Below are 20,151 nucleotides of genomic sequence, written 5' to 3' on the forward strand. Positions count from 1 at the left end.
ACTCCCTTTCATGGTTACCTCTTGTAACTGACCCCATCATCAGGAACCATCGGGAGTTGTGGAAGAAGGCACTTCAAAGGAACCGAGTCACTCCTGCTGCACCGAGGACGCGTTCCAGTGGGACACCCGGGAGGACTGCGACGTCCGCCAGATCCTCGACCGGATCGGCGACAAGTGGTCGCTGCTGGTGATCGCGTTGCTGGACAACCGCTGCATGCGGTTCACCGAGTTGAAGAAGACCATCGACGGCATCAGTCAGCGGATGCTGACGGTCACGCTGCGCCAGTTGGAGCGTGACGGGCTGGTCAGCCGGACCGTGCATCCCGTCGTACCGCCACGCGTCGATTACGAGCTCACCCCGCTCGGTGTCACCCTGCACGCGACGATCCAGTCGCTCGTCAGCTGGACGGAGACGCATCAGGCGGAGATCGCCACGGCACGAGCCCGGTACGACGCAGTCAGCTCGTCCGCGTGAAGCTTGCGGGATGACGCGGTACGACGATCAGCGTGAGGGCCGCCGCGCACACCGCCAGCGCTGCGATGAGGTTCAGGGTGAGCGGCAGGTGGAGGACCGCTGTCATCGCGGGGGCGCCGAGGGCCCCGATCAGCAGGGCCAGTGAGTCTGCGGCGAAGAAGAGTGCGCCAACGCTCGCCAGGACGGCGGTTGGGGCTGTTCGCTGGATGGTGGTCTGGACCGTGATCAGCAGGATGCTGCCGGGCAGGCCGATCAGGACGGCGGCGGCGACGGCCAGTGGGACGTTGGGGGCGTTGAACAGCGCGAAGTACGCCAGGGCGGTGGCGAACTGGGTGAGGGTGATCAGTTCGCGGGTGCCGAGGAGCCGGGCGGCCCGGGTGCTGAGGGTGGCGCCGATGAGGTACCCGGCGCCGAGGCCGGAGATCAGGTAGCCGACGACGTACCCGGGTGCATGCAGGCGGCCGACGGTGAACGGTACGAGGAGCGCGGTCAGGCCGGCGTTCGCGGTGAGGAAGACGGTCTGGCCGACGAGGATGCCACGAAGAGCCCTGTGGTTGACGACCGCGCTCAGTCCTTCGAGCGGCCGCGGCGGTGGGGCGGTGGTCGGGTGGCGACGGGTACGGACGGTCGCGATGGTTGCCGCTGACAACAAGTAGCTGACGATGTCGACGATCAGCACGAACTCGATCCCGGGACCGGCCAGGAGGAGCGCGCCGAGCGGCGGGGCGGCCAGCCGGATCGCGCTGCTGGTGACGGCGTTGACGGAGTTGGCGGTCGCGAGCTCCTTGCCGGTGCCGACGACGGCCGGGAGCAGGGCGCGTACGGCGGGCCGGAAGACCGTGGTCGCGGTGTTCTCGAGCAGGATCGCGAGGTAGATCAGCCAGACGTGATCCCGGTCGGCGAACAGGATCAGTGCGACCGCGGCGGCGCTGGCGAGGTCTGCGATCCACATCGCCCGGGCCAGGTCCCAGCGGTCCAGCAGTACGCCGGCCCAGGGGCCGATCACCAACGCGGGCAGGGCTTCCAGGGCCAGGGTCAGACCTGTCGCGACCGCCGACCCGGTCAACGTGAACACGTAGAACGGGATCGCCACGATCAGCAGCCAGGACCCGATACCCGACACCGCCCCGCTGAACCAGAGTCTCCGGAAGTCTCTCACGCCGCCGGACACTATCCTCTAGAAATAGACATGAGCAAGAGTGTTCTGTGAAGATAGTGCTCATGGAGTTGGGCGAAGTACTGCGCGACCGTCGCAAGGCGGCCGGGCGGACCATCGCGTCGGTCGCCGTCGACGCCGGTCTGTCCGTCCCGTACATCGCGAACCTGGAGAACGGCCGGGGCAATCCCACCGTCGCCGCGCTGGATCGGCTCGCGACGGCGCTCGGTGCGCAGCTCGAGGTGCGGATCGGGGAGGTGGAGCCGCCCCCTGCGACGTCGGTCGGGGACGAGTTGGTGTCGGGCTCCGATCGGGTCGACTCAGTTGTTGCCGCGCTCGCCGACGGCAGGTCGCGCGCCGCTGTCCGGCGCGAGCTGATCGCGACGCTCGACTCGCTTGCCGCGGTGCTGGGTCGGCCGCCGACCCCGGCCGATCTGAGTCGGCTGCTCGACCTGCTGGTGCTCGCGCAACCCGGTCGCGGGCGGTGATCGGCGCGCCGTAGGGTCCGGGTCATGGAGATTGGTGCGCGGATCGCCGCGGCTCAGTTGACCGGCTCGGCGCGGTCGAAGCGGCAGGTGATCGCGGGGCCGTTGGCCGGCATGTTGCACGACGACGACGCGTGGTACCTGTCCGGCGTACTCGCGGCTGAGCCTGGGCAACCGTTCGATCCGGACGAGGTTCCGTGGGCGATCGAGACGGTCCGGCAGGCGTTCGCGGCCGAGGGACGGTGGGTGCATGCGGAGTTCGTCGAAGAGGCGAATCCCGGCCTGGCCGAGGCGCTCGCGGAGCAGGGGATGACGATTGTCGGCCGCCTGCCGTTGCTCGTGGTCGAGCCGGCCGGCCTGCTCGTTCCTGATCTTCCGGAGGGTACGACGGTCGCGGTCGTCTCGTCTGCCGAGGAGCAGACCGTGGCGAATGCGGTCGCCGCGGAGGCGTATGAGATGGACTCTGCGGATTCGCCGTACAAGGCGGATCCTGCGGACGGCGGTGCGGTGATCGTCTACGTGGACGGTGTCGCGGCAGCCACCGCGGCGTGGACCGCTGTTGCGGACGAGGTCTCGGAGGTCGCCGGCGTCGGCACGCTCCACAGCCACCGCCGCCGCGGCCTGGGCGCGATCGCCACCGCCTACGCAACCCTCAACGCGTTCGGTTTGGGCGGCGCAACCCTGGCCTGGCTGACCCCCGGCGACGACGGCGCCGACCGCATCTACCGCCGCCTCGGCTACGCCCCACGAGCCACCGCCGTCCACCTGGGCGACCCCGGCGGCCACCTCGCCGACCTGCGGTGACTATGGGCGGTACGTGAGCAGGACAACGCCGGTGGGGAATCTCGTGGTGTCAGTCAGCGTCAGCTTCTGTGGAGAACCGTCGGGGAAGAGACGGCGGCCGGTGGCGACCACTGTCGGGTAGATGAAGAGGCGGTACTCGTCGACGAGGTCGGCGGCGATCAGCTGGTGGGTGAGGTTGATGCTGCCGGTGCAGACGATGTCTCGGCCGGTGGTGTCCTTGAGGCGGCGTACGTCGTCCAGGCCGCGGAGGATCCTGGTCGGCTGCCAGCCGGGGTCGTGCAGCGTCGAGCTCACGACGTACTTCTGCACCTGGTTGAGGTACGCCGCGACGCCGGTCGGATCGTCGGTCTGTGCGGGCCAGAAGCCGCGCATCTGCTCGAAGGTCACGCGACCGGTGAGGAACGCGTCCGCCCGCGCCATCTGCTCGCGCAGCGCCTCGAGCACCTCCGGTCCACCGTCGGCAGGTCCGAACCAGTCGCCCGCCTCGATGACACCGTCAACGGTGATGTTCTGGGTGACGATCAGGTCGCGCATCAAGCTCCTCCTCGCTGGATTCACCCGCTACGTCGGAACCGACCATCACCCTTCGACACACCGCCCCTACGCCCGCCCGACGGTGTCGGGCGGGCTCGTCAGCGGACGGTGAATCCGGCGTTCCGGAAGGCTTCGGCGAGTGACGTCTCGTCCATCGGGGTCTCGGCCTGCTTGCCGCCACGACTCTGGCCGCCCTGACCACCGGGCCCGCGGTTCCCGCCGCGGCCGCCCTGGCCACCACGACCGCCTGATCCGCCTGGGCCACGGCCCTGCTCATTGGAGGCGCCTCGGCCTTGACCGCCCTGGCGGCCTTGGGCGCGACCGCCTTGGCCGCCTTGGTTTCCGCCAGACCGGGCGCCGCGGTCGCCGGGGCGTCCGCCGCCGGCGCCTGGCTCGTCGTCGAGGCGCAGCGTGAGGGAGATCCGCTGGCGCGGGATATCGACCTCGAGCACCTTGACCTTGACGATGTCGCCGGGCTTGACCACCTCGCGCGGGTCCTTCACGAAGTTCTTCGACAGCGCGGACACGTGCGCCAACCCGTCCTGGTGCACACCGATGTCGATGAACGCACCGAACGCGGCCACGTTGGTGACCTGACCCTCCAGCCGCATCCCCGGCTTCAGGTCCGCGATCTTGTCCACACCCTCGGCGAACACCGCGGTCTTGAACGCCGGCCGCGGGTCACGCCCCGGCTTCTCCAATTCGGCGAGGATGTCCGTGACGGTCGGCAGACCGAACATGTCGTCGACGAAGTCCGCCGCCTTCAGCCGCTTCAGCTCCGACGACCCGATCAGCGACTTCACGTCCGACCCGGTCGCGTCGAGGATCCGGCGTACGACGGGGTAGGCCTCCGGGTGCACGCTGGACTGGTCGAGCGGGTCGTCGCCGTCGGGGATCCGGAGGAACCCGGCCGCCTGCTCGAACGCCTTCGGGCCGAGGCGCGGCACCTCGCGCAGCGCCGTACGTGACTTGAACGGCCCGTTGACGTCGCGGTGCTGGACGATGTTGTCGGCCAGCCCCGGCGTGATCCCGGAGACCCGGGTGAGCAGCGGCGCGGACGCGGTGTTGAGGTCGACGCCGACCGCGTTCACACAGTCCTCGACGACCGCGTCGAGGGAGCGGGACAGCGAGTTCTCCGGGAGGTCGTGCTGGTACTGGCCGACGCCGATCGACTTCGGGTCGATCTTCACCAGCTCGGCCAGCGGGTCCTGCAACCGGCGCGCGATCGAGACCGCGCCGCGCAGCGACACGTCCATCCCGGGCAGCTCCTGGGAGGCGAACGCGGACGCCGAGTAGACCGACGCGCCGGCCTCGGAGACGACGGCCTTGGTGAGCTTCAGCTCGGGGTGCTTGGCGATCAGTTCACCGGCGAGCTTGTCGGTCTCGCGCGACGCCGTACCGTTGCCGATGGCAATTAGTTCGACGTTGTGGGCGGCGGCGAGCGCTGCCAGGGTGGCGATCGACTTGTCCCACTGGTTCTGCGGGACGTGCGGGTAGATGACGCCGGTGTTGACGACCTTGCCGGTGGCATCGACGACCGCGACCTTCACGCCGGTGCGGAAGCCCGGGTCGAGGCCCATCGTCGCGCGGGTGCCGGCCGGGGCGGCCAGCAGGAGATCGCGCAGGTTGGCCGCGAACACGCGGATCGCCTCGTCCTCGGCGACCTGTCGCAGACGCATCCGCAGGTCGATGCCGAGGTGCACCAGGATCTTCGTCCGCCAGGCCCAGCGGACCGTCTCGACCAGCCACTTGTCGGCCGGGCGGCCCTGGTTCTCGACGCCGACCTTGCGGGCGATGGTCGTCTCGTACTCCGTCGGTCCGTCGACTTCGACGCCCGCCGGCAGCGGCTCGACGGAGATCGTCAGCACGTCCTCCTTCTCGCCGCGGAACAGCGCGAGGATCCGGTGCGACGGCATCTTCGTGAACGGCTCGTCGAAGTCGAAGTAGTCGGAGAACTTCGCGCCGTCGGTCTCCTTGCCTTCCCGCACGGTGGAGGCCAGCCGGCCCTGCTCCCACAGGCGCTCGCGCAGTTCGCCGATCAGGTCGGCGTCCTCGGCGAACCGCTCGACCAGGATCGCGCGGGCGCCGTCGAGCGCGGCCTGCGGGTCGGGCACCTCCGCGTTCACGAACACCGCGGCCGCGGCGAACGGCTCGACGTCCGGGTCGGACATCAGGCCGTCGGCGAGCGGCTCCAGACCGTTCTCCCGGGCGATCATCGCCTTGGTCCGGCGCTTCGGCTTGAACGGCAGGTAGATGTCCTCGAGCCGGGACTTGGTGTCCGCGGCGAGGATCTGCTCCTTCAGCGCGTCGTCGAGCTTGCCCTGGCTCTCGATCGACTCGAGCACGGTCTGCCGGCGCTCCTCGAGCTCACGCAGATACCGCAGGCGCTCCTCGAGCGTGCGCAGCTGCGCGTCGTCGAGCTCGCCGGTGACCTCTTTCCGGTACCGCGCGATGAACGGGACGGTTGATCCCTCGTCGAGCAACGCCACCGCCGCCCGCACCTGGTTCTCACCCACCTCGAGCTCGTCCGCGATCCGCCGCTCGATCGACTGCACCACCACTGTCCGATTCCCCTCTACCGACAAACCCGCCGAACATTCTGCCCCGGCCGGGCTCCATATCCTTCCCCATCCCACCCCCCACCCCGAAACCCGTCCCACCCCACCTGTGGACAACCCCATGCGATCATCCAGTCAGGGGAGGAACCACATGGGGCAGTTCAAGCAGTACGTCGAGTCCTACGACCCGACACCACTGCGGCGCGCGATCCAGATAGTTGTCTCGCTGATCCTCATCGTGAGGGCAGTCGTCGACCACAACCTCGAGAACATCGTCTGGGCAGTCTGGTTCGCCACACTGATGCTTCCGTCCGGCATCGCCCCGGACGCGACCCGACGGCGCCTCGACACGTGGGAGCGCACCCATCCCGTCCTGAGCGAGTCCGTCATGTTCGTCCTGATGACCGGAGGAGCCTTCGTTCTGCTCAGGTACTTCTTCAACCGCCCACACAGCATCCTGCTCGCAGTCGCACTGACAGCCATCCTCTCGATCATCGGTGCCGCTGTCCGTAGGCGGCGCACCTCTGGCGTTTCTGGATGAGTGGCCGTATCGACTGGCCGGGGCGTGGACCGACCTGGCTCGGTGTGCCGGCGCTTGTGCTCGCGCTCGTCGGGGTGCTCGGTCTGGCCGAGTTCACCTCCCGCGAAAGACTTGGTCAGGAGCTGCTCGACTCAGGTGCGCGGGCGACCGCGACGTCGGTGAAGGTCGACGTCCTGCCCGGCAAGGGCAGCCCGTTCATCGAGGAGGTGCAGGTCGACTTCCCGGCCGCCGACGGTCAGCGGGTCCACGCTGTTCTGGACAACGAGGAGGACGACCGCCAAGGCATGCCGGAGGGCCTGCAATCACCAGCCCCCGGCACCCGATACGCGATGCCACTGCAGTTGGTGTATCGACCTGCCGACCCATCGGTTGTGCTGGCGGTCGTCGACGCGGAGCAGTGGACCGCAGACAAGGAGACGCCGCGCATCAACATCGGGCTGATCGCCGGCGGCTCGATCCTCGTGCTGGCGGCCATGGTCCTCCTGACCGTCGGAGCTCGTCGCCGTGGGCTTGCGTGGTGGCAGTGGTACTCCGACGCTCCGGCACAACACCTCTAAGCGAACGACGAACTCCCCGGGACCGTGGGGGTCGCCGGGGAGTTCGGGTGGGGGTCAGGCGGCTTCGCAGAGGATGGGGTCGGGGGTTTCCTCGGCCTTCGGCTGCGGCTTCGGCTGGCGCATTACGGTGAGGGCGATGGCTACGGCGGCGGCGACGATGGCGGCGGCTACGGCGAAGGAGAAGTGATAGCCGTCGGTCAGGGCCTGGAGGGCGGGCTTGGTGCTGGTGGCGGTGCGGGTGGCGGAGAGGGTGGCCAGGATGGCCAGGCCCAGGGCGGCGCCTACCTCGCCCATGGTGCCGATCAGGCCGGATGCGAGGCCGGCGTCCTCCGGCTTCACGTCCGCCATCGACAGGCCCATCAGCGCCGGGAAGCAGATGCCCCCACCGAGGCCCAGCAGCGCCAGCACCGGGAGTACGTGGACGAAGTAGTTGCCACCGACCGGCGCCTGGGTGAAGAGCGCCAGTCCGACGACGATCAGGGACAGTCCGGCGATCAGCGGGCGGCGCGGGCCGAAGCGCATGACCAGCTTCTCGGAGTACTTGACCGACAGCAGTCCCATGACCACGGTCGTCGGCAGGAACGCCAGTCCGATCTCCAGAGCGTCGTACCCGAGCACCCGCTGCAGGTACAGCGAACCGAGGAAGAAGATGCCGAACATCCCGGAGGCCGACAGCGCCTGGATCAGGTTCGCACCGGTCAGCGTCCTGGAGCGGAAGATCCGCAGCGGCACCAGCGGGTTGGCGGCAGTCGCCTCACGGACGATGAAGCCGGCCAGCAGTACCAGGGTCGCCGCAGCCAGCGCCAGGGTCCGCGGAGCGGTCCAGCCGAGCTCAGCAGCCGGCTTGACGATGGTGAACACACCGACCATCAGCGCCGCGGTGATCAACACAGCACCCGGTACGTCGGTGCCCTTGCCGATCCCCAGACCCTTGTCCTTCTCGATCAGCTTCACTGCGAGTACTGCGGTCAGGACGCCGAGCGGAAGGTTCACGAAGAAGATCCAGTGCCAGCTGATCGCCTGCGTCAGGACGCCACCGGCCAGCAGACCGATCGAGCCGCCGGCGGACGCGACGAACGCGTACACGCCGATCGCCTTGGCCTGCTCCCGCGGTTCGGGGAACAGCGTCACGATCATGCCGAGGATCACCGCGGAGGTCAGCGCACCGCCGACGCCCTGGATGAACCGGGCGATGACGAGCATCTCCTGCGTCTGCGCCAGCCCGCACAGCACGGAGGCGGCGGTGAAGACGATCAGTCCGGCGGTGAAGATGTTGCGCCGGCCGAGCAGGTCGCCCAGTCGGCCGGCCAGCAGGAGCAGGCCGCCGAAGGCGATCAGATAAGCGTTCACTACCCACGCCAGCGAGGAGCTGGTGAAGCCGAGGTCGTCCTGGATGGCCGGCAGGGCCACGTTCACCACGGTCACGTCGAGCACGATCATCAACATGCCCGCGCAGAGGGTGTACAGAGCCAGCCAGCGCGAGCGGCCGCCCTGCGTGGCCGGCGTAGTCGCCAGGGTGTCGGTCGTCGCGTACATCTCGAGGTCTCCTTGCAGTTCGTCGTTTAGGGGCCTTACACCCATACGTCGAACTGGCGGAGCTCAGATTGACACGTCTTCAGAAGTTTTTTCGCGACGCGGCCGAGACAGCGTGTACGCCGTGAGCGCCGGGACCAGTCCGGACCCGACGACGAGCAGTGTCGGAACCGTCGCCGCCAGTGCGAACCAGGTGAGCAGTACGACGACCCCACCGGCCACAGGCAACGGCCGACGCAGCAGGAACAGGTTGGCGGACCGGAACACCGTCTTCATGGTCGCGTCCTCACCCGCCTGCGGCAGCATCGCCAGACCGCTCAGGTAGAGCCCGAGGATCATCCCGGTCAGCGGAATCAGCACTACCAGCGCGAACACCCGCATCGGCCCGGCCGCGAACGCCCAGAACGAGATGCCGAAGGCCAGCAGCACCGCACCGGCGTACAGACCGAATCCAGACAGCCAGAAGTGCTTCATCGCCCAGCGGAACTCCCCGAAGTACCGTCGCAGCAGCTTCGGCTTGTCCTGGCTGATCGCGTCCGCCAGCACCCGCTGCAGCGCGAAAGCGGCCGGGAAGAGCGTGATGATGCCCAGGCTGAGCACGAGGAACACCAGTTGCAGCATGAGCAGGTCGCCCACCACCGACAACTTGCTGAGCACGGTGTTCGTCCGGTTGGCGTTCTGCACCGATCGCCTCCTCGTTCCGTCCGGGCGTCCCTTGATCGTATGATCACGAACAATCACGCGAAGATCAGGGGACCGCATGCTTGCACAGGAGCGCCACGAGCTGATCCTGCGGAGCCTGCGGCGGCACGGCCGGCTCCGGGTGGCCGATCTGGTGGCCGAGCTGGGCGTCTCCGCGATCACAGTACGCCGGGATCTGGCCGAACTGGACTCCGCCGGCCTGCTCCGCCGCGTGCACGGCGGCGCGATCGGCACCGGCACGGCCGACCAGGGCGCCCGCGGGAGTCAGCTCACGATCGGCATCATCGTCCCGAGCGCGGCGTCGTACTACTCCGACGTGATCCGCGGCGCCGAGGCGATGGCCGACCGGTACGGCGCACGCCTGGTCCTCGGCGTCTCCGGGTACGACGCGACGATGGAGCGCGACCGGATCGACAAGGTCCTCGGCATCGGCGTGGCCGGCCTGCTGATCAGCACCGCGCTCGGCGACGGCGACGCGGACCGGCTCGACTCGAGGCTGGACGAGATCGACGTACCCGTGGTGCTGATGGAGCGGGCGTTCGGGTTCCCGCACGTGAACCGCGAGTACGACCACGTCCGCACCGATCACGCGTACGGCGCGATGCTGGCGCTGCGCCATTTCGTCGCGCTCGGTCATCGCCGGATCGCGATCAACCTGCAGGCCACGGTCACGGCGTACTGGCTCCGCAGCGGCATCGAGAAGGCCGCGAAGGCGCTCGGCGTCGAGGTGTTCCTCTCACCCGTCGACCTCCCGATGCGCGGCGACGACCCCGGCGCCATCGCCCAACTCGACGCCTTTCTCGCCGAATGCGAGTCATTCGGCACCCGCGCCGTCCTCGTCCACTCCGACGAACACGGCGCCCGCCTGGTCGAACGCGCGATGGAACTCGGTCTCCGCGTCCCCGAGGACCTGGCCGTCATCGCGTACAACGACGTCACCGCGTCGTTGGCCGTCGTACCCCTGACCGCGATCTCACCGGCCCGCCGAGCGCTGGGCGAAACCGCCTGCGACCTCCTGCTCCGCAAACTCCAGTCGCCCACCACCCCGACCCAGCACCTCAGCCTCCTTCCAACCCTCAACATCCGCACCTCGTGCGGCGCCCCCGGCATCCTGGTGCCCGGTTAAAATCCAGAGGACTACACCGGCACCCGGGAGAGCGCGCGATGGAGTACGCCGAGTTCGAGGTCGAGTACAAACAGGTCGCCGACGTCATCCTCAACGGCCGCAACGGCGTCGACCTGACCGCCGACATCGCTCGACTGCGAGCGCTCGCCGAACAGATCGACGACGAGGACGACCGCGACATCGCGCAGATGGAGATCGAGGGGATCGAGTACGTCGTCGCCCAGGGGCCCGGCGAACCTCCGTCCGAGGTCATCATGGAGGCCCGCCGGATCTACGCCGAGGCCGACCGGGACGACGGCACGACGGCCGAGCGCCTGGCCCGCGCAGAGGAGGGTGTCCAGGCCCTGGAGCGACTCGAGGCCGCCATGCCTGAGGAGGAACAGGCGATCGGCTCGTTGGAGCACACGCTCGTGATGCTGATAGGTGCGTTGCGGCTCATGCGATGAAGGTCACCAGCTTCCGGGAGCTGATGCGCGAGCAGGCGAAGGCTGCCGTGCGGATCTCGGGTGCTCATCATTCGTCCTGGAACGGTCGGTACGGGACGCCGATCGGCCGCGAGAGCAAGCTCGGTGGTACGGCGAACTGCGACCACTCGATCTCGTACAACCCGCGCCATGTGGACGAGCGGCTCCAGGAAATGTTCCGGAACACGCGGGTACATCTTCAGGACAAGGCCGACCTTCGATGAGCTCGGGATCGATCAGATCGCGCCAGGCATCAAGGACGTCAAGAGTGCTCAGGTCTACCAGGAGTTCACACCCGCGGTCGAAGGCTTCGCGGAGATCATGGAGCGGAAGACCGGAGTGCAGCGCGACGAGCTGATCGGACGGCTGGCCGTCGTACCTGCCGATCAGAAGTTCAAGGTGGCTGCCGAGGCGATGTACGACGCCAGCCGGCTGCCCGAGCTGATGCCGCCGGACCAGCGGGACCAAGCTGTCGCGCGGATAGCGGCGGCGATGAACGCCGGATTCGCGAAGGTGGCGAAACTTCCGGAGAGCGCGGATGCCGAGAGCCGCCGCACGGTCGGCATGCAGGCCGCCGCCGAGGGATCCAAGATGGTCAGCCGGCTGAAGAAGCAGTGGCAGATGCCGGCGCCGAACCAGCAGGTCCAGCGCGGCGCCGAACAGCAGCGAACCGCTTACCTCGAACGCGGCGACGGACCCCAGCCGCCCGCACCCTCGGCACCGACTCCGGCATCCCCGGCAGCTCCGGCCTTGCCGCCTGATGTTGCGGCTGCGGCTCGGGCCGGGCTGTCCGGGCCGCCGTTGGCGTCGGCCAGTCGGTTGAGCGCGGAGCGGCAGGGTGCGCGGGGTGCGGGAGCGACCGCTCCGGCGGTCCAGCGGCAAGCGCCGGAAACCCAACGCTGAACCCGAGCCCGAACCGTCGGCCGCCGAGCGCCGAAACGTTGATCGCTCAGGTTCCGGTCTTGATCGAATGTGATCGTTCGAGCGGTGAGGTATTGACGAGGAAAGCCCTTTCCCATACTTTCGCTGCACTTGAGGGGTCGCGGGCCCCCGGCTGGAACAGGCAGCGAAGGAGTTCCCCTGTGAGACGAGGTGTGGGACTGACCGTGTTGGCGGCTGCGCTCAGCGTGGTGGTCAGCGGTTGTGGCAGCGGGGTGATCGACAAGAGTACGGACGGCGTACCGCCGGCCGAGGCGACCGGGACGTTGCGGGTGCTGATCCCGTCGTTCCCGCCCAGCACGAAGGGGCGGGAGGCGTTCCAGAACGTCGTCGACGAGTTCCACAAGACCTATCCGAAGATGAAGGTCGAGCCGGACTTCGCGACGTACAACAACCTGAACGAGAAGCTGGCCACCTCGATCGCGGCCGGGATCCCGTACGACGTGATGGTCACCGGCGTCGGCTGGGTCCAGCCGTTCGCGTCGAAGAACATCTTCGAGGACCTGGGCAAGTACGGCGTGACACCGGACTTCATCAAGGAGAAGAGCACCCCGGCGCTGATCCCGGCGGTCACGTACGACAAGAAGCTGTACGCCTACCCGCTGCTCGCCGACGCCCGGGCGGTCGCGCTCCGCAAGAGCGCGTTCGTCGAGGCCGGTCTCGACCCGAACAAGCCGCCGACCTCGCTGGCCGAGATCAAGGTCGCGGCCGAGAAGCTGACCAAGCGGGACAAGGACGGGAACATCACCCGCAGCGGTTTCGACCTCGCTTCCGCGACCGGTTTCCGGCAGTCGTTCACGACGTTCCTGGCCTCGACCGGTACGCCGCTGTACGTCGGCGGCGAACCGAACTTCGACAACAAGGCCGGCCTGGACACGCTGCTGTGGATCAAGTCGATGATCAACAACGTCCAGCCGTACGGACAGACCAACGCTGCCCAGCAACCTCTGGTGCTGACTGGTGAGGCCGCGATGGGGATCGTCAACGGCGCCGTCGACTGCTCGGACAAGGGCATCGGCAAGAAGAACTGCGACGACCTGAAGTTCTTCCGCTTCGACAGCGGCAAGGAGATCGAGTACGTCGGTGGCGACCTGGCCTCGATCGGGTCCCGCAGCCGGCACAAGGACGCGGCCTGGGCCTTCATCCAGACCATGGTCAACAAGCCGACCCTCGACGCGATCGCCAAGCTGAACAAGAAGATCCCCGCCTACAAGGACGCCGGCAACTCGCCGCAGGCGCAGTCGAACCCGTTGAGCAACTTCACCGCGAACGGCCTGCAGTACGCCGCGAACGAGAACGAGGTGCCGTCCAACTGGCTCGAGATGCGCGGCAACTTCGACATCCAGCTCACCCAGGCGGTCCTCGGTCAGAAGGATCCCGCCAAGGTGCTGCACAACCTGGCAGGACAGTCCCGATGAGCACAACTCTTGAACGTCCAGCACTGGACACCTCGCGCAACGTCCCCACGGCCAAGGACACCGGCACGCTGCTCAAGGGTCAGAAGCGCACCGGTTGGGCCCTGCTCACGCCGGCCCTGCTGCACTCCGGCGTCTTCATCGTGATCCCGGTGATCGCGGTCCTGGTCCTCAGCCTGACCAACTACAGCTTCGGTGACACCTGGTCCTGGGTCGGGTTCGGCAACTATGCGGACCTCGCCCGCGACGTCGACTTCCAGGCCTCGCTGTGGCACACGGTCCTGTACGCGATCGTGGTGATCCCGCTCTCGATGGCGATCAGCCTCGCGGTCGCGGTCGGGCTGAACCAGAAGATCCGCGGCCTCGGCTTCTTCCGGACCGCGTTCTACATCCCGACGGTGACGGCGACCGTTGCCATCGCGACCATCTGGCTGTGGATCTACAACCCGGGCTCCGGCCTGGCGAACGGCTTCCTCAGCCTGTTCGGGTTCGCCCCGAACCGCTGGCTGGCCGACCCGGCGACCGCGCTGCCGTCGCTGATGGTGGTCGGTATCTGGCAGGGCCTCGGCACCAAGATCATCATCTACCTGGCCGCGCTGCAGGGTGTCTCCCGCGACCTGCTCGAGTCGGCCGACCTGGACGGCGCCAGCCGCTGGCAGCGTTTCGTCAACGTCACCTGGCCGTCGCTCGGCCCGGTGCAGTTCTTCGTGCTGATCACGTCGATCGTCGGCACCTTCCAGGTGTTCGACCTGGTGTACGTGATGACGCGCGGCGGACCCGGCAGTGACACCCGCGTGCTGGTGCTCGACATCTACCAGAACGCGTTCCAGGACCTGAAACTCGGCTACGCGTCCGCGGAGACCGTGATCATGATGATCGTGATCGCAGCCTTCATCGGAATCGGGCGCCTGCTCCAGAAGGCGGACACCAATGACTAGCGCTGCGCTGCCCTCGGCCGGCACCACCGTGAGCCGCCGGCCGTCGTCGATCCGGCCGGGACGGATCGCCTTGTACGTCGTCCTCGTCGTCGGCGCGCTGCTGATGATCACGCCGTTCCTGTGGATGCTGCTGACCTCGTTCAAGAGCGACCTCGAGGTGCAGCAGTTCAACTGGCTGCCCGGGGAGCTGCGCTGGCACAACTTCGTCGAGGCGATGAACACCGCGCCGTTCCTGCGGTACTTCCGCAACAGCCTGTTCATCGCGGTCGGCGAGACCGCGTTCACGCTCGTCGTCTGCACGATGGCCGGGTACGCGCTGGCCAAGGCGCCGATCCGGGGTGGCAAGTCGCTGCTGAACTACTTCATCATCCTGCTGCTGGTGCCGTTCCAGATCATCCTGGTGCCGCTGTTCATGATCGTGAAGTCGATCCCGCTGTTCGGCGGCAACAACATCCTCGGCCACGGCGGTATCGGCTGGCTGAACTCGTGGTGGGGTCTGATCATCCCGCTCGGCGCGGCGCCGCTGTTCACGTTCCTGGCCCGGCAGTTCTATGTGTCGCTGCCGGACGAGCTGGCCCAGGCGGCCCGGGTGGACGGGCTCAGCGAGTTCGGGATCTTCCTGCGGATCATGACGCCGCTGATCAAGCCGGCCCTGATCACGATCGCGGTGTTCCAGATCGAGGCGGCCTGGAACGGCTTCCTCTGGCCGCTGATGATCACGACGTCGGACGAGATGCGTCCGCTGCAGCTCGGTCTGGCGATCTTCTCGCAGAACCCGGCGGAGATTCAGTGGCCGTACCTGATGGCCGGTACGGCGCTGGCGACGCTGCCGATGATCGTGCTGTTCGTGTTCGCCCAGAAACGCTTCGTCGAAGGTATGGCGAACGTCGGGATCAAGGGCTGAAACCGGCCCGGATCCTCGAACAGGTGCTCACCCCGCCCCGGGTGAGCACCTGCGAGGCCCCCTCCACATGCGGTGGTCCCGAAGAAACACCGGAGCTTCCCACGTAGTCCCCCCACTGGGTCACTCGTCCGGTTTATCGGCGCAGTGTGCCCGCCGTTACAGCATTCATGAGGTTTTTTCGCTAGTTCCTGAATTGATTTGCCGAACTCCGCGCGATGTACGACGTTTTGCATGCGCACGGCGACGTTCGGTGAGGATTCAGCCGGTGTGCGCGCGGACGACGTACCGGATCATCGGGTCGAGGTCGGTTGTGCCGAGCAACTCGAGGGCGTTGGTGGCGCGGAGGGTGGCCAGGCCCTGCAGGTTTGTCCACAGGGCGGTGGCGCGGAGTTCGGCCTCGGCGGGGTGAAGCTCGGCGACGAGGTCGACGAAGGTCGCGAACAGCGGGAGCGAGGTCGCGCGGAGGTTGCCCCCGGCCCCGGCCAGCAGGTCGTGACGGAAGATCAGGTCGAACATGCCGGGGCGCTCGGCGGCGAAGTCGAGGTACCTGCGGGCGGCGTCGACCAGTTGGTCCTCGGGCGGTGACCCGTCGGCGGGCTCGAGTCGCGCGGCGAGATCGGCGAGGCCGGTGGCCGCGATCGCTGCCAGCAGGGCGTTGTGTGTGGGGAAGTAGCGCCGGGGTGCGCCGTGCGAGACTCCGGCGCGGCGGGCGATCGCGCGCAGGGTGAGATCGGCGAGGCCCTCCTCCTCGAGGAGTTCGACGCCGGCTTGAACGAGCCGATCGGGCAGTGTCACGTAGACATTGTCTCCTGCTTGGGTCGGCCCGCCGGGTTGGGTACGATCGCGGCGTGACTGCCGGGTCGGCTGCTTCCAGCCATTCACGAGTTGGGGTCCCGGCTGCGTTCTGAGCGCGGCGCGGGCACCACCGGGCGTTTCTCTCCCCGTCTGTTTTTCCTTTCACGACACCAGAGAGAAGCGAATCCTGAACGATTTCACCGCACAGCTCATCGACGAGTTCCGGGCGAACGCCGGCCAGGTCGGCGGTCCCTTCGAGAACTCCAGGTTGTTGCTCCTGACAACAACTGGCGCGCGCTCCGGGCAGCCGCGCACCGTGATCCTGGGGTACTACCCGGATCGCGACCGGGTGCTCGTCGTCGGCTCCGCCGGCGGCAGTCCCGACCACCCGGCCTGGTACCGCAACCTGCTCGCCGATCCCGAGGTCAGTGTCGACCTCGGGCTGTTCACCTATCCCGCCACAGCGGTCGTACTGCGTGGCGCCGAGCGTGACGAGGTCTTCGCCCGTCTCGTCGAGGCTGATCCGGGGTGGGGCGAGTACCAGGCCCGCACCACCCGGACCATCCCGGTCGTCGCACTGGTGCAGCGACCGGGTCCACCACCCGGTGCCGAGCGCGGATCGTTCGCCGACGCGCTGAAGATCATCCACGCGGCCTTCCGGCGTGAGCTTTCCCTGATCCGGGCCGAGGTCGCGAAGTCCGGCACGCTGGGCGCGCAGCTCCGGATCAACTGCCTGACGGCGTGCCAGGGCCTGCACTATCACCACACCGGCGAGTCGACCGGCCTCTTCCCCTCGCTGCTGCAGCAGCATCCGGAGCTGGCCGGCGTGATCGCCGTACTGCAGGCCGAGCACGACAAGATCGCCGTACTGCTGGAGGAGCTGGAGCGATTGGCCACGACTCCGGCCGCGGAGATCCTGCCTCAGGTCGACGAGCTGATCGCCCAGCTCAACGCACATCTGGATCGCGAGGAGGCAGAGCTTCTGCCGTACCTCTGAGGCTTGCGCCGGTCTACGGTCGGGATCATGACCGAGGACTTCCTGGCGGCCGGCCGGGCTGCGTTGACACGCGGAGCCTGGTCGGCCGCTCGCGGTCAGTTCGAGCTGGCGCTCGAGACCACGAAGACGCCCGAGGCGCTCGAAGGACTGAGCTGGGCGACGTGGTGGCTGGAGGATGTGCCGGCGTGTCTGGAGGCGCGGGAGCAGGCGTATCGCCTGTACCGGAAGGCTGATGACGCGCGGGCCGCGGCCAGGATGGCGTTGTGGCTTGGGGACGATCACAACGAGTTTCACGGTGCCGGGGCGGTGGCCGAGGGCTGGTTCAACCGGGCCGCCCGGCTGCTCGAAGAGGTCGGGTCGTGCCCGGAGCTCGGTTGGCTCCGGGTGTTCGAGGCACATGCTGCGCTTGGTCGGCATGACACGGCTCGGGCACGCGAGCTCGCCGTACAGGCGCAGGATCTGGGTCGCCGGCATCGGGCGGTTGATCTGGAGATGTTCAGTCTCGCCACCAAAGGCCTTGCATTGGTGGAGGAAGGCGCTGTCGAGCAGGGCATGCGGTGTCTGGACGAGGCGACGGCGGCCGCGCTCGCCGGGGAATACGAGAACCTCGCGCCGGCGGCCTGGACATGTTGCCGGTTGATCTCGGCCTGCGAGGAGATCCGGGACTATGAGCGCGGGGCGCAGTGGTGCCTGCGGGTGCAGGAGTTCAGCCGGCGGATGGGAGCGCGGTTCGTCACGGGCGTGTGCCGGGCGCACTACGCGGCGATTCTCGGTTGGCATGGCGACTGGGTCGGGGCAGAGCGGGAGCTGATCGAGGCGCACGAGGACCTCACGGTGAAGCGTCCGTACTGGCGGGCCGAGGCGGTCGTACGTCTTGGGGAGCTGCGGCGGCGGCAAGGGCAGGTCGGGCAGGCGGAGGCGTTGTTCAACGAGGTCTCGTGGCATCCGCTGGCGAAGCGTGGGTTGGCCGAGCTCAGCCTCGACCGGGGCGATCCGGCGGCTGCGCGCGACGTACTGGAACGGATGTTGCGGCGGATCCCGGCAGGTTCGGTCAGTCGAGCCTGGCCATTGGAGTTGCTGGTCCGGGCCGACGCGGCGTTGGGGGATCACGAGGCGGCGGCAGTTCATCTTGTCGAGTTCTGCTCGATCGCGGATGTGCTGCGGACACGGCCGTTTCGCGCGGCGGCGCGGTTCGCGCAGGGCATCTGTGCCGCGGGTCGTGGCGAGTACGAGGAGGCGTGCTCCTGTCTTGAGGAGGCGGTCGATCTCTATGAGGGTCTGGCTCCGTTCGAAGCCGCGCACGCCCGGTTGGAGTTGGCTCGGAGTCTGGTAGCGCTCGGTCGGACCGAAGCTGCCCGCCGCGAGGCTCGTACTGCGATGACGGCGATCCCCATGCCGCGGCCGGACGAGGTCGAGGTGTTGGTGGCGCTCGGGCTGGTCGGTCCACCGGTCCTGAGCGCGCGTCAGCTCGACGTACTGCGGTTGATCGCCGACGGACTCGGCGACCGGGAGATCGCCGGGCAGCTGGTGATCAGCGAGCACACCGTGCACAGGCATGTGGCGAACATCTTCGCCCGGCTCGACTGCTCGACCCGGGCGGCAGCGGTGTCGCGTGCGGCGGGGCTGGGTTTGCTCTAGATGGCCTGTTTGGGCGACGCGGCCGGGGTTGCGTTTGGTTGATTGTGGTGGCGTGGAGAGGTTGGCGCAGTACAAGGAGTCTGTCCGGACGACGTGGGCCACCGGCGACTACGACGCGATGATGCGCGTGGAGGGGCTGTACGAGGTCGGTCAACGGCTGGTGGATGGGCTGGGCGTGCGGTCTGGTGAGGACGTGCTGGACGTCGCTTGTGGGACGGGGAATGCCACGATTCCAGCGGCGCGGACCGGTGCTCGCGTGACCGGTCTTGATCTCACGCCGGCGATGCTGGCGAAGGCTCGTGAGCGTGGGGAAGGGCTCGGGATCGACTGGGTCGAAGGCGATGCCGAGGAGTTGCCGTTCCCGGACGACAGCTTCGACGTGGTGCTGTCGAGCTTCGGGTGCATGTTCGCGCCGCGTCACGAGGTCGTGGCCGGCGAGATGGTTCGCGTACTGCGACCGGGCGGCCGCCTCGGGGTGTGCGCGTGGACGCCGGAAGGGACGATCGGGGAGTTCTTCCGCGTGGTGGGTGGATATCTGCCGCCGGCTCCGGAGTACGTCGATCCGCCGCTGGCCTGGGGATCGGAGGACACGGTGCGATCGCTGCTCGACGGGATCGAGCTGTCGTTCCGTCGCGAGACGGGGATGATCCGCCATCCCTCGATCGTCGAGGCGGTGGATTGTTATGCGACGCAGTTCGGGCCGGTGGTGCTCGCTCGCGAGGCGCTCGGCTCTCGGTGGCCGGCGCTTCGGGATGACTTGGTCGAGCTCTTCGAGCGGAACAACACTTCTTCTGGATCCGGCTTGGTCCTGCCGGCCGAGTACTTGGTGATTCGGGGTCAGCGGCGGGCCAGTAGCGCGTAGGAGTTCGGGAGGCGGCCGGACCAGGCGGCGGCGTTCGTGTCGTCCTGCGGTCGCCAGAACGGTTCGGCGTACTCCTCGAGGGTTTCGAGGTGGAGGCCGGCTGCGGTGATCGCGGTGACGATCTGGCCGAGGTTCCACTGCCATTCACGGGCGCCGTTGCCGGGGAAGGTGTCGTTGACGTGCGACTCGGCGAAGTAGCTACGGTCCGGCCGGATCCGCGGCTGGTCCTCGTCCCAGGTCCACAACGGCACGGCCGGGTGCGCTTCGTACATGAACAGGTGGCCGCCGGGCCGCAGTACCCGCGCGATGTCCTGAGCCCACGCGTCGAGGTCCCGCATCCAGATCAACGCACCCTTGCCGGTGTAGACGAGATCCGCACATCCATCCCGCAGCGGTACGCCGGGCACCTCGGCCACGACGTACCGACAAGCCATCCCCAACTCCCGAGCCCGCCGGTGCGCCGCCCCCGCGGCCACCGAGCTGTAGTCGATCCCGACGACGCTTCGCGCGCCGGCTTTGAGCAGCCCGATGTCGTCCAACCCGTGCCCACTCTGCAGATGCACCACCGCCGGTTCCTCGGCGAGCACCGGCCCGAGCAACTCAAGCTCGCGCGAGAACAGCAGCCCGTCCCTCCGTGCTTCATCGAGCAACTCGTCGTACTCCCGAACATGCTTCTCCGAGGCCCGCTCCCAAACCACCCGATTACCTGCGAGCACCTCGTCCATGCC

Annotated in this window: 22 protein-coding genes; 15 read left to right on the top strand and 7 right to left on the bottom strand. The window is 68.0% G+C overall.

The features are described 5' to 3' along the window. Window positions 1-58: 58 nt before the first annotated feature. Entirely contained in the window at window positions 59-475 is a 417-nt protein-coding gene (locus tag OHA10_RS13300) for a winged helix-turn-helix transcriptional regulator (RefSeq protein WP_371406502.1), read from the top strand. On the opposite strand, the gene OHA10_RS13305 is transcribed toward OHA10_RS13300, so the two are convergent. Continuing rightward, window positions 459-1,634 carry an MFS transporter gene (locus tag OHA10_RS13305; protein WP_371406503.1) on the bottom strand — a complete coding sequence of 392 codons (1,176 nt, stop codon included), beginning with the start codon at window positions 1,632-1,634 and terminating at the stop codon, window positions 459-461. The genes OHA10_RS13300 and OHA10_RS13305 overlap by 17 nt on opposite strands. A gap of 47 nt (window positions 1,635-1,681) precedes the next feature. Between OHA10_RS13305 and OHA10_RS13310 the strand changes: the two genes are divergently transcribed. Next, window positions 1,682-2,119, top strand: a complete 438-nt coding sequence (locus OHA10_RS13310) for a helix-turn-helix domain-containing protein (RefSeq protein ID WP_371406504.1) — start codon at window positions 1,682-1,684, stop codon at window positions 2,117-2,119. Between the two features lie 24 nt (window positions 2,120-2,143). Beyond that, a complete protein-coding gene (locus tag OHA10_RS13315) occupies window positions 2,144-2,920 on the top strand; it encodes a GNAT family N-acetyltransferase (protein ID WP_371406505.1) in 777 nt (258 codons plus the stop codon). On the opposite strand, the gene OHA10_RS13320 is transcribed toward OHA10_RS13315, so the two are convergent. Beyond that, the gene (locus OHA10_RS13320) at window positions 2,921-3,454 is read right to left on the bottom strand and encodes a dihydrofolate reductase family protein (protein WP_371406506.1); all 534 of its coding nucleotides are present in this window, start codon (window positions 3,452-3,454) and stop codon (window positions 2,921-2,923) included. Window positions 3,455-3,552: 98 nt separating this feature from the next. Continuing rightward, a complete protein-coding gene (locus OHA10_RS13325) occupies window positions 3,553-6,015 on the bottom strand; it encodes a Tex family protein (RefSeq protein WP_371406507.1) in 2,463 nt (820 codons plus the stop codon). Window positions 6,016-6,163: 148 nt separating this feature from the next. On the opposite strand from OHA10_RS13325, the gene OHA10_RS13330 reads away from it, so the two are divergent. Together OHA10_RS13330 and OHA10_RS13335 are read left to right on the top strand one after the other, a co-directional pair. Further along, window positions 6,164-6,553: a hypothetical protein gene (locus OHA10_RS13330; RefSeq protein WP_371406508.1), complete on the top strand. Its 390-nt coding sequence runs from the start codon at window positions 6,164-6,166 to the stop codon at window positions 6,551-6,553. Further along, window positions 6,550-7,110 (top strand): DUF3592 domain-containing protein, encoded by a 561-nt coding sequence (locus OHA10_RS13335; RefSeq protein ID WP_371406509.1) that lies wholly within the window; start codon window positions 6,550-6,552, stop codon window positions 7,108-7,110. Before OHA10_RS13330 ends, OHA10_RS13335 begins: the two co-directional genes overlap by 4 nt. Before the next feature lie 54 nt (window positions 7,111-7,164). Here the strand turns inward: OHA10_RS13335 and OHA10_RS13340 are convergent, their stop codons facing one another. Together OHA10_RS13340 and OHA10_RS13345 are read right to left on the bottom strand one after the other, a co-directional pair. After that, on the bottom strand, window positions 7,165-8,646 hold the full coding sequence (locus OHA10_RS13340) for an MFS transporter (protein ID WP_371406510.1): 1,482 nt from the start codon (window positions 8,644-8,646) through the stop codon (window positions 7,165-7,167). Window positions 8,647-8,709: 63 nt separating this feature from the next. Beyond that, on the bottom strand, window positions 8,710-9,327 hold the full coding sequence (locus tag OHA10_RS13345; protein ID WP_371406511.1) for a DUF624 domain-containing protein: 618 nt from the start codon (window positions 9,325-9,327) through the stop codon (window positions 8,710-8,712). Between the two features lie 76 nt (window positions 9,328-9,403). Here OHA10_RS13345 and OHA10_RS13350 point away from each other — a divergent pair, with 76 nt between their 5' ends. From OHA10_RS13350 to OHA10_RS13380, 7 genes are all read left to right on the top strand, one after another. Continuing rightward, complete coding sequence (locus OHA10_RS13350) at window positions 9,404-10,471, top strand: substrate-binding domain-containing protein (RefSeq protein ID WP_371406512.1); 1,068 nt, start codon at window positions 9,404-9,406, stop codon at window positions 10,469-10,471. A gap of 38 nt (window positions 10,472-10,509) precedes the next feature. Continuing rightward, complete coding sequence (locus tag OHA10_RS13355; RefSeq protein WP_371406513.1) at window positions 10,510-10,917, top strand: hypothetical protein; 408 nt, start codon at window positions 10,510-10,512, stop codon at window positions 10,915-10,917. Then, window positions 10,914-11,159: a hypothetical protein gene (locus tag OHA10_RS13360; protein WP_371406514.1), complete on the top strand. Its 246-nt coding sequence runs from the start codon at window positions 10,914-10,916 to the stop codon at window positions 11,157-11,159. Before OHA10_RS13355 ends, OHA10_RS13360 begins: the two co-directional genes overlap by 4 nt. Before the next feature lie 97 nt (window positions 11,160-11,256). Then, window positions 11,257-11,838, top strand: coding sequence for a hypothetical protein (locus tag OHA10_RS13365; protein ID WP_371406515.1), 582 nt, complete (start codon window positions 11,257-11,259; stop codon window positions 11,836-11,838). A 179-nt stretch (window positions 11,839-12,017) separates the two neighbouring features. Continuing rightward, complete coding sequence (locus OHA10_RS13370) at window positions 12,018-13,292, top strand: extracellular solute-binding protein (protein ID WP_371406516.1); 1,275 nt, start codon at window positions 12,018-12,020, stop codon at window positions 13,290-13,292. Further along, window positions 13,289-14,227: a carbohydrate ABC transporter permease gene (locus OHA10_RS13375; RefSeq protein ID WP_371406517.1), complete on the top strand. Its 939-nt coding sequence runs from the start codon at window positions 13,289-13,291 to the stop codon at window positions 14,225-14,227. Before OHA10_RS13370 ends, OHA10_RS13375 begins: the two co-directional genes overlap by 4 nt. Beyond that, entirely contained in the window at window positions 14,220-15,131 is a 912-nt protein-coding gene (locus tag OHA10_RS13380; protein ID WP_371406518.1) for a carbohydrate ABC transporter permease, read from the top strand. The genes OHA10_RS13375 and OHA10_RS13380 overlap by 8 nt, the downstream gene beginning before the upstream one ends. A gap of 258 nt (window positions 15,132-15,389) precedes the next feature. Here OHA10_RS13380 and OHA10_RS13385 read toward each other — a convergent pair whose 3' ends face one another. Beyond that, window positions 15,390-15,926 (bottom strand): TetR/AcrR family transcriptional regulator, encoded by a 537-nt coding sequence (locus tag OHA10_RS13385; protein ID WP_371406519.1) that lies wholly within the window; start codon window positions 15,924-15,926, stop codon window positions 15,390-15,392. Window positions 15,927-16,137: 211 nt separating this feature from the next. Between OHA10_RS13385 and OHA10_RS13390 the strand changes: the two genes are divergently transcribed. The 3 genes from OHA10_RS13390 to OHA10_RS13400 are packed head-to-tail and all read left to right on the top strand — an operon-like array spanning window position 16,138 to window position 19,423. Next, the gene (locus OHA10_RS13390) at window positions 16,138-16,923 is read left to right on the top strand and encodes a nitroreductase/quinone reductase family protein (RefSeq protein WP_371407935.1); all 786 of its coding nucleotides are present in this window, start codon (window positions 16,138-16,140) and stop codon (window positions 16,921-16,923) included. 27 nt (window positions 16,924-16,950) lie between these two features. Next, window positions 16,951-18,561 carry a LuxR C-terminal-related transcriptional regulator gene (locus tag OHA10_RS13395; protein ID WP_371406520.1) on the top strand — a complete coding sequence of 537 codons (1,611 nt, stop codon included), beginning with the start codon at window positions 16,951-16,953 and terminating at the stop codon, window positions 18,559-18,561. A 52-nt stretch (window positions 18,562-18,613) separates the two neighbouring features. Next, a complete protein-coding gene (locus OHA10_RS13400; protein ID WP_371406521.1) occupies window positions 18,614-19,423 on the top strand; it encodes a class I SAM-dependent methyltransferase in 810 nt (269 codons plus the stop codon). Here OHA10_RS13400 and OHA10_RS13405 read toward each other — a convergent pair. After that, complete coding sequence (locus tag OHA10_RS13405) at window positions 19,399-20,148, bottom strand: methyltransferase domain-containing protein (RefSeq protein WP_371406522.1); 750 nt, start codon at window positions 20,146-20,148, stop codon at window positions 19,399-19,401. The two genes, OHA10_RS13400 and OHA10_RS13405, sit on opposite strands and share 25 nt — an antisense overlap. Window positions 20,149-20,151 lie beyond the last annotated feature (3 nt).

It is taken from the genome of Kribbella sp. NBC_00662, assembly GCF_041430295.1.
Classification (GTDB): domain Bacteria; phylum Actinomycetota; class Actinomycetes; order Propionibacteriales; family Kribbellaceae; genus Kribbella.

Bases quoted from the DNA above. Each gene is read 5' to 3' on its own strand.
- OHA10_RS13315 (WP_371406505.1), top strand. From the start codon at position 2,144: ATGGAGATTGGTGCGCGGATCGCCGCGGCTCAGTTGACCGGCTCGGCG.
- OHA10_RS13320 (WP_371406506.1), bottom strand. From the start codon at position 3,454: ATGCGCGACCTGATCGTCACCCAGAACATCACCGTTGACGGTGTCATC.
- OHA10_RS13330 (WP_371406508.1), top strand. From the start codon at position 6,164: ATGGGGCAGTTCAAGCAGTACGTCGAGTCCTACGACCCGACACCACTG.
- OHA10_RS13335 (WP_371406509.1), top strand. From the start codon at position 6,550: ATGAGTGGCCGTATCGACTGGCCGGGGCGTGGACCGACCTGGCTCGGT.
- OHA10_RS13340 (WP_371406510.1), bottom strand. From the start codon at position 8,646: ATGTACGCGACGACCGACACCCTGGCGACTACGCCGGCCACGCAGGGC.
- OHA10_RS13350 (WP_371406512.1), top strand. From the start codon at position 9,404: ATGCTTGCACAGGAGCGCCACGAGCTGATCCTGCGGAGCCTGCGGCGG.
- OHA10_RS13355 (WP_371406513.1), top strand. From the start codon at position 10,510: ATGGAGTACGCCGAGTTCGAGGTCGAGTACAAACAGGTCGCCGACGTC.
- OHA10_RS13360 (WP_371406514.1), top strand. From the start codon at position 10,914: ATGAAGGTCACCAGCTTCCGGGAGCTGATGCGCGAGCAGGCGAAGGCT.
- OHA10_RS13365 (WP_371406515.1), top strand. From the start codon at position 11,257: ATGGAGCGGAAGACCGGAGTGCAGCGCGACGAGCTGATCGGACGGCTG.
- OHA10_RS13375 (WP_371406517.1), top strand. From the start codon at position 13,289: ATGAGCACAACTCTTGAACGTCCAGCACTGGACACCTCGCGCAACGTC.
- OHA10_RS13380 (WP_371406518.1), top strand. From the start codon at position 14,220: ATGACTAGCGCTGCGCTGCCCTCGGCCGGCACCACCGTGAGCCGCCGG.
- OHA10_RS13395 (WP_371406520.1), top strand. From the start codon at position 16,951: ATGACCGAGGACTTCCTGGCGGCCGGCCGGGCTGCGTTGACACGCGGA.
- OHA10_RS13405 (WP_371406522.1), bottom strand. From the start codon at position 20,148: ATGGACGAGGTGCTCGCAGGTAATCGGGTGGTTTGGGAGCGGGCCTCG.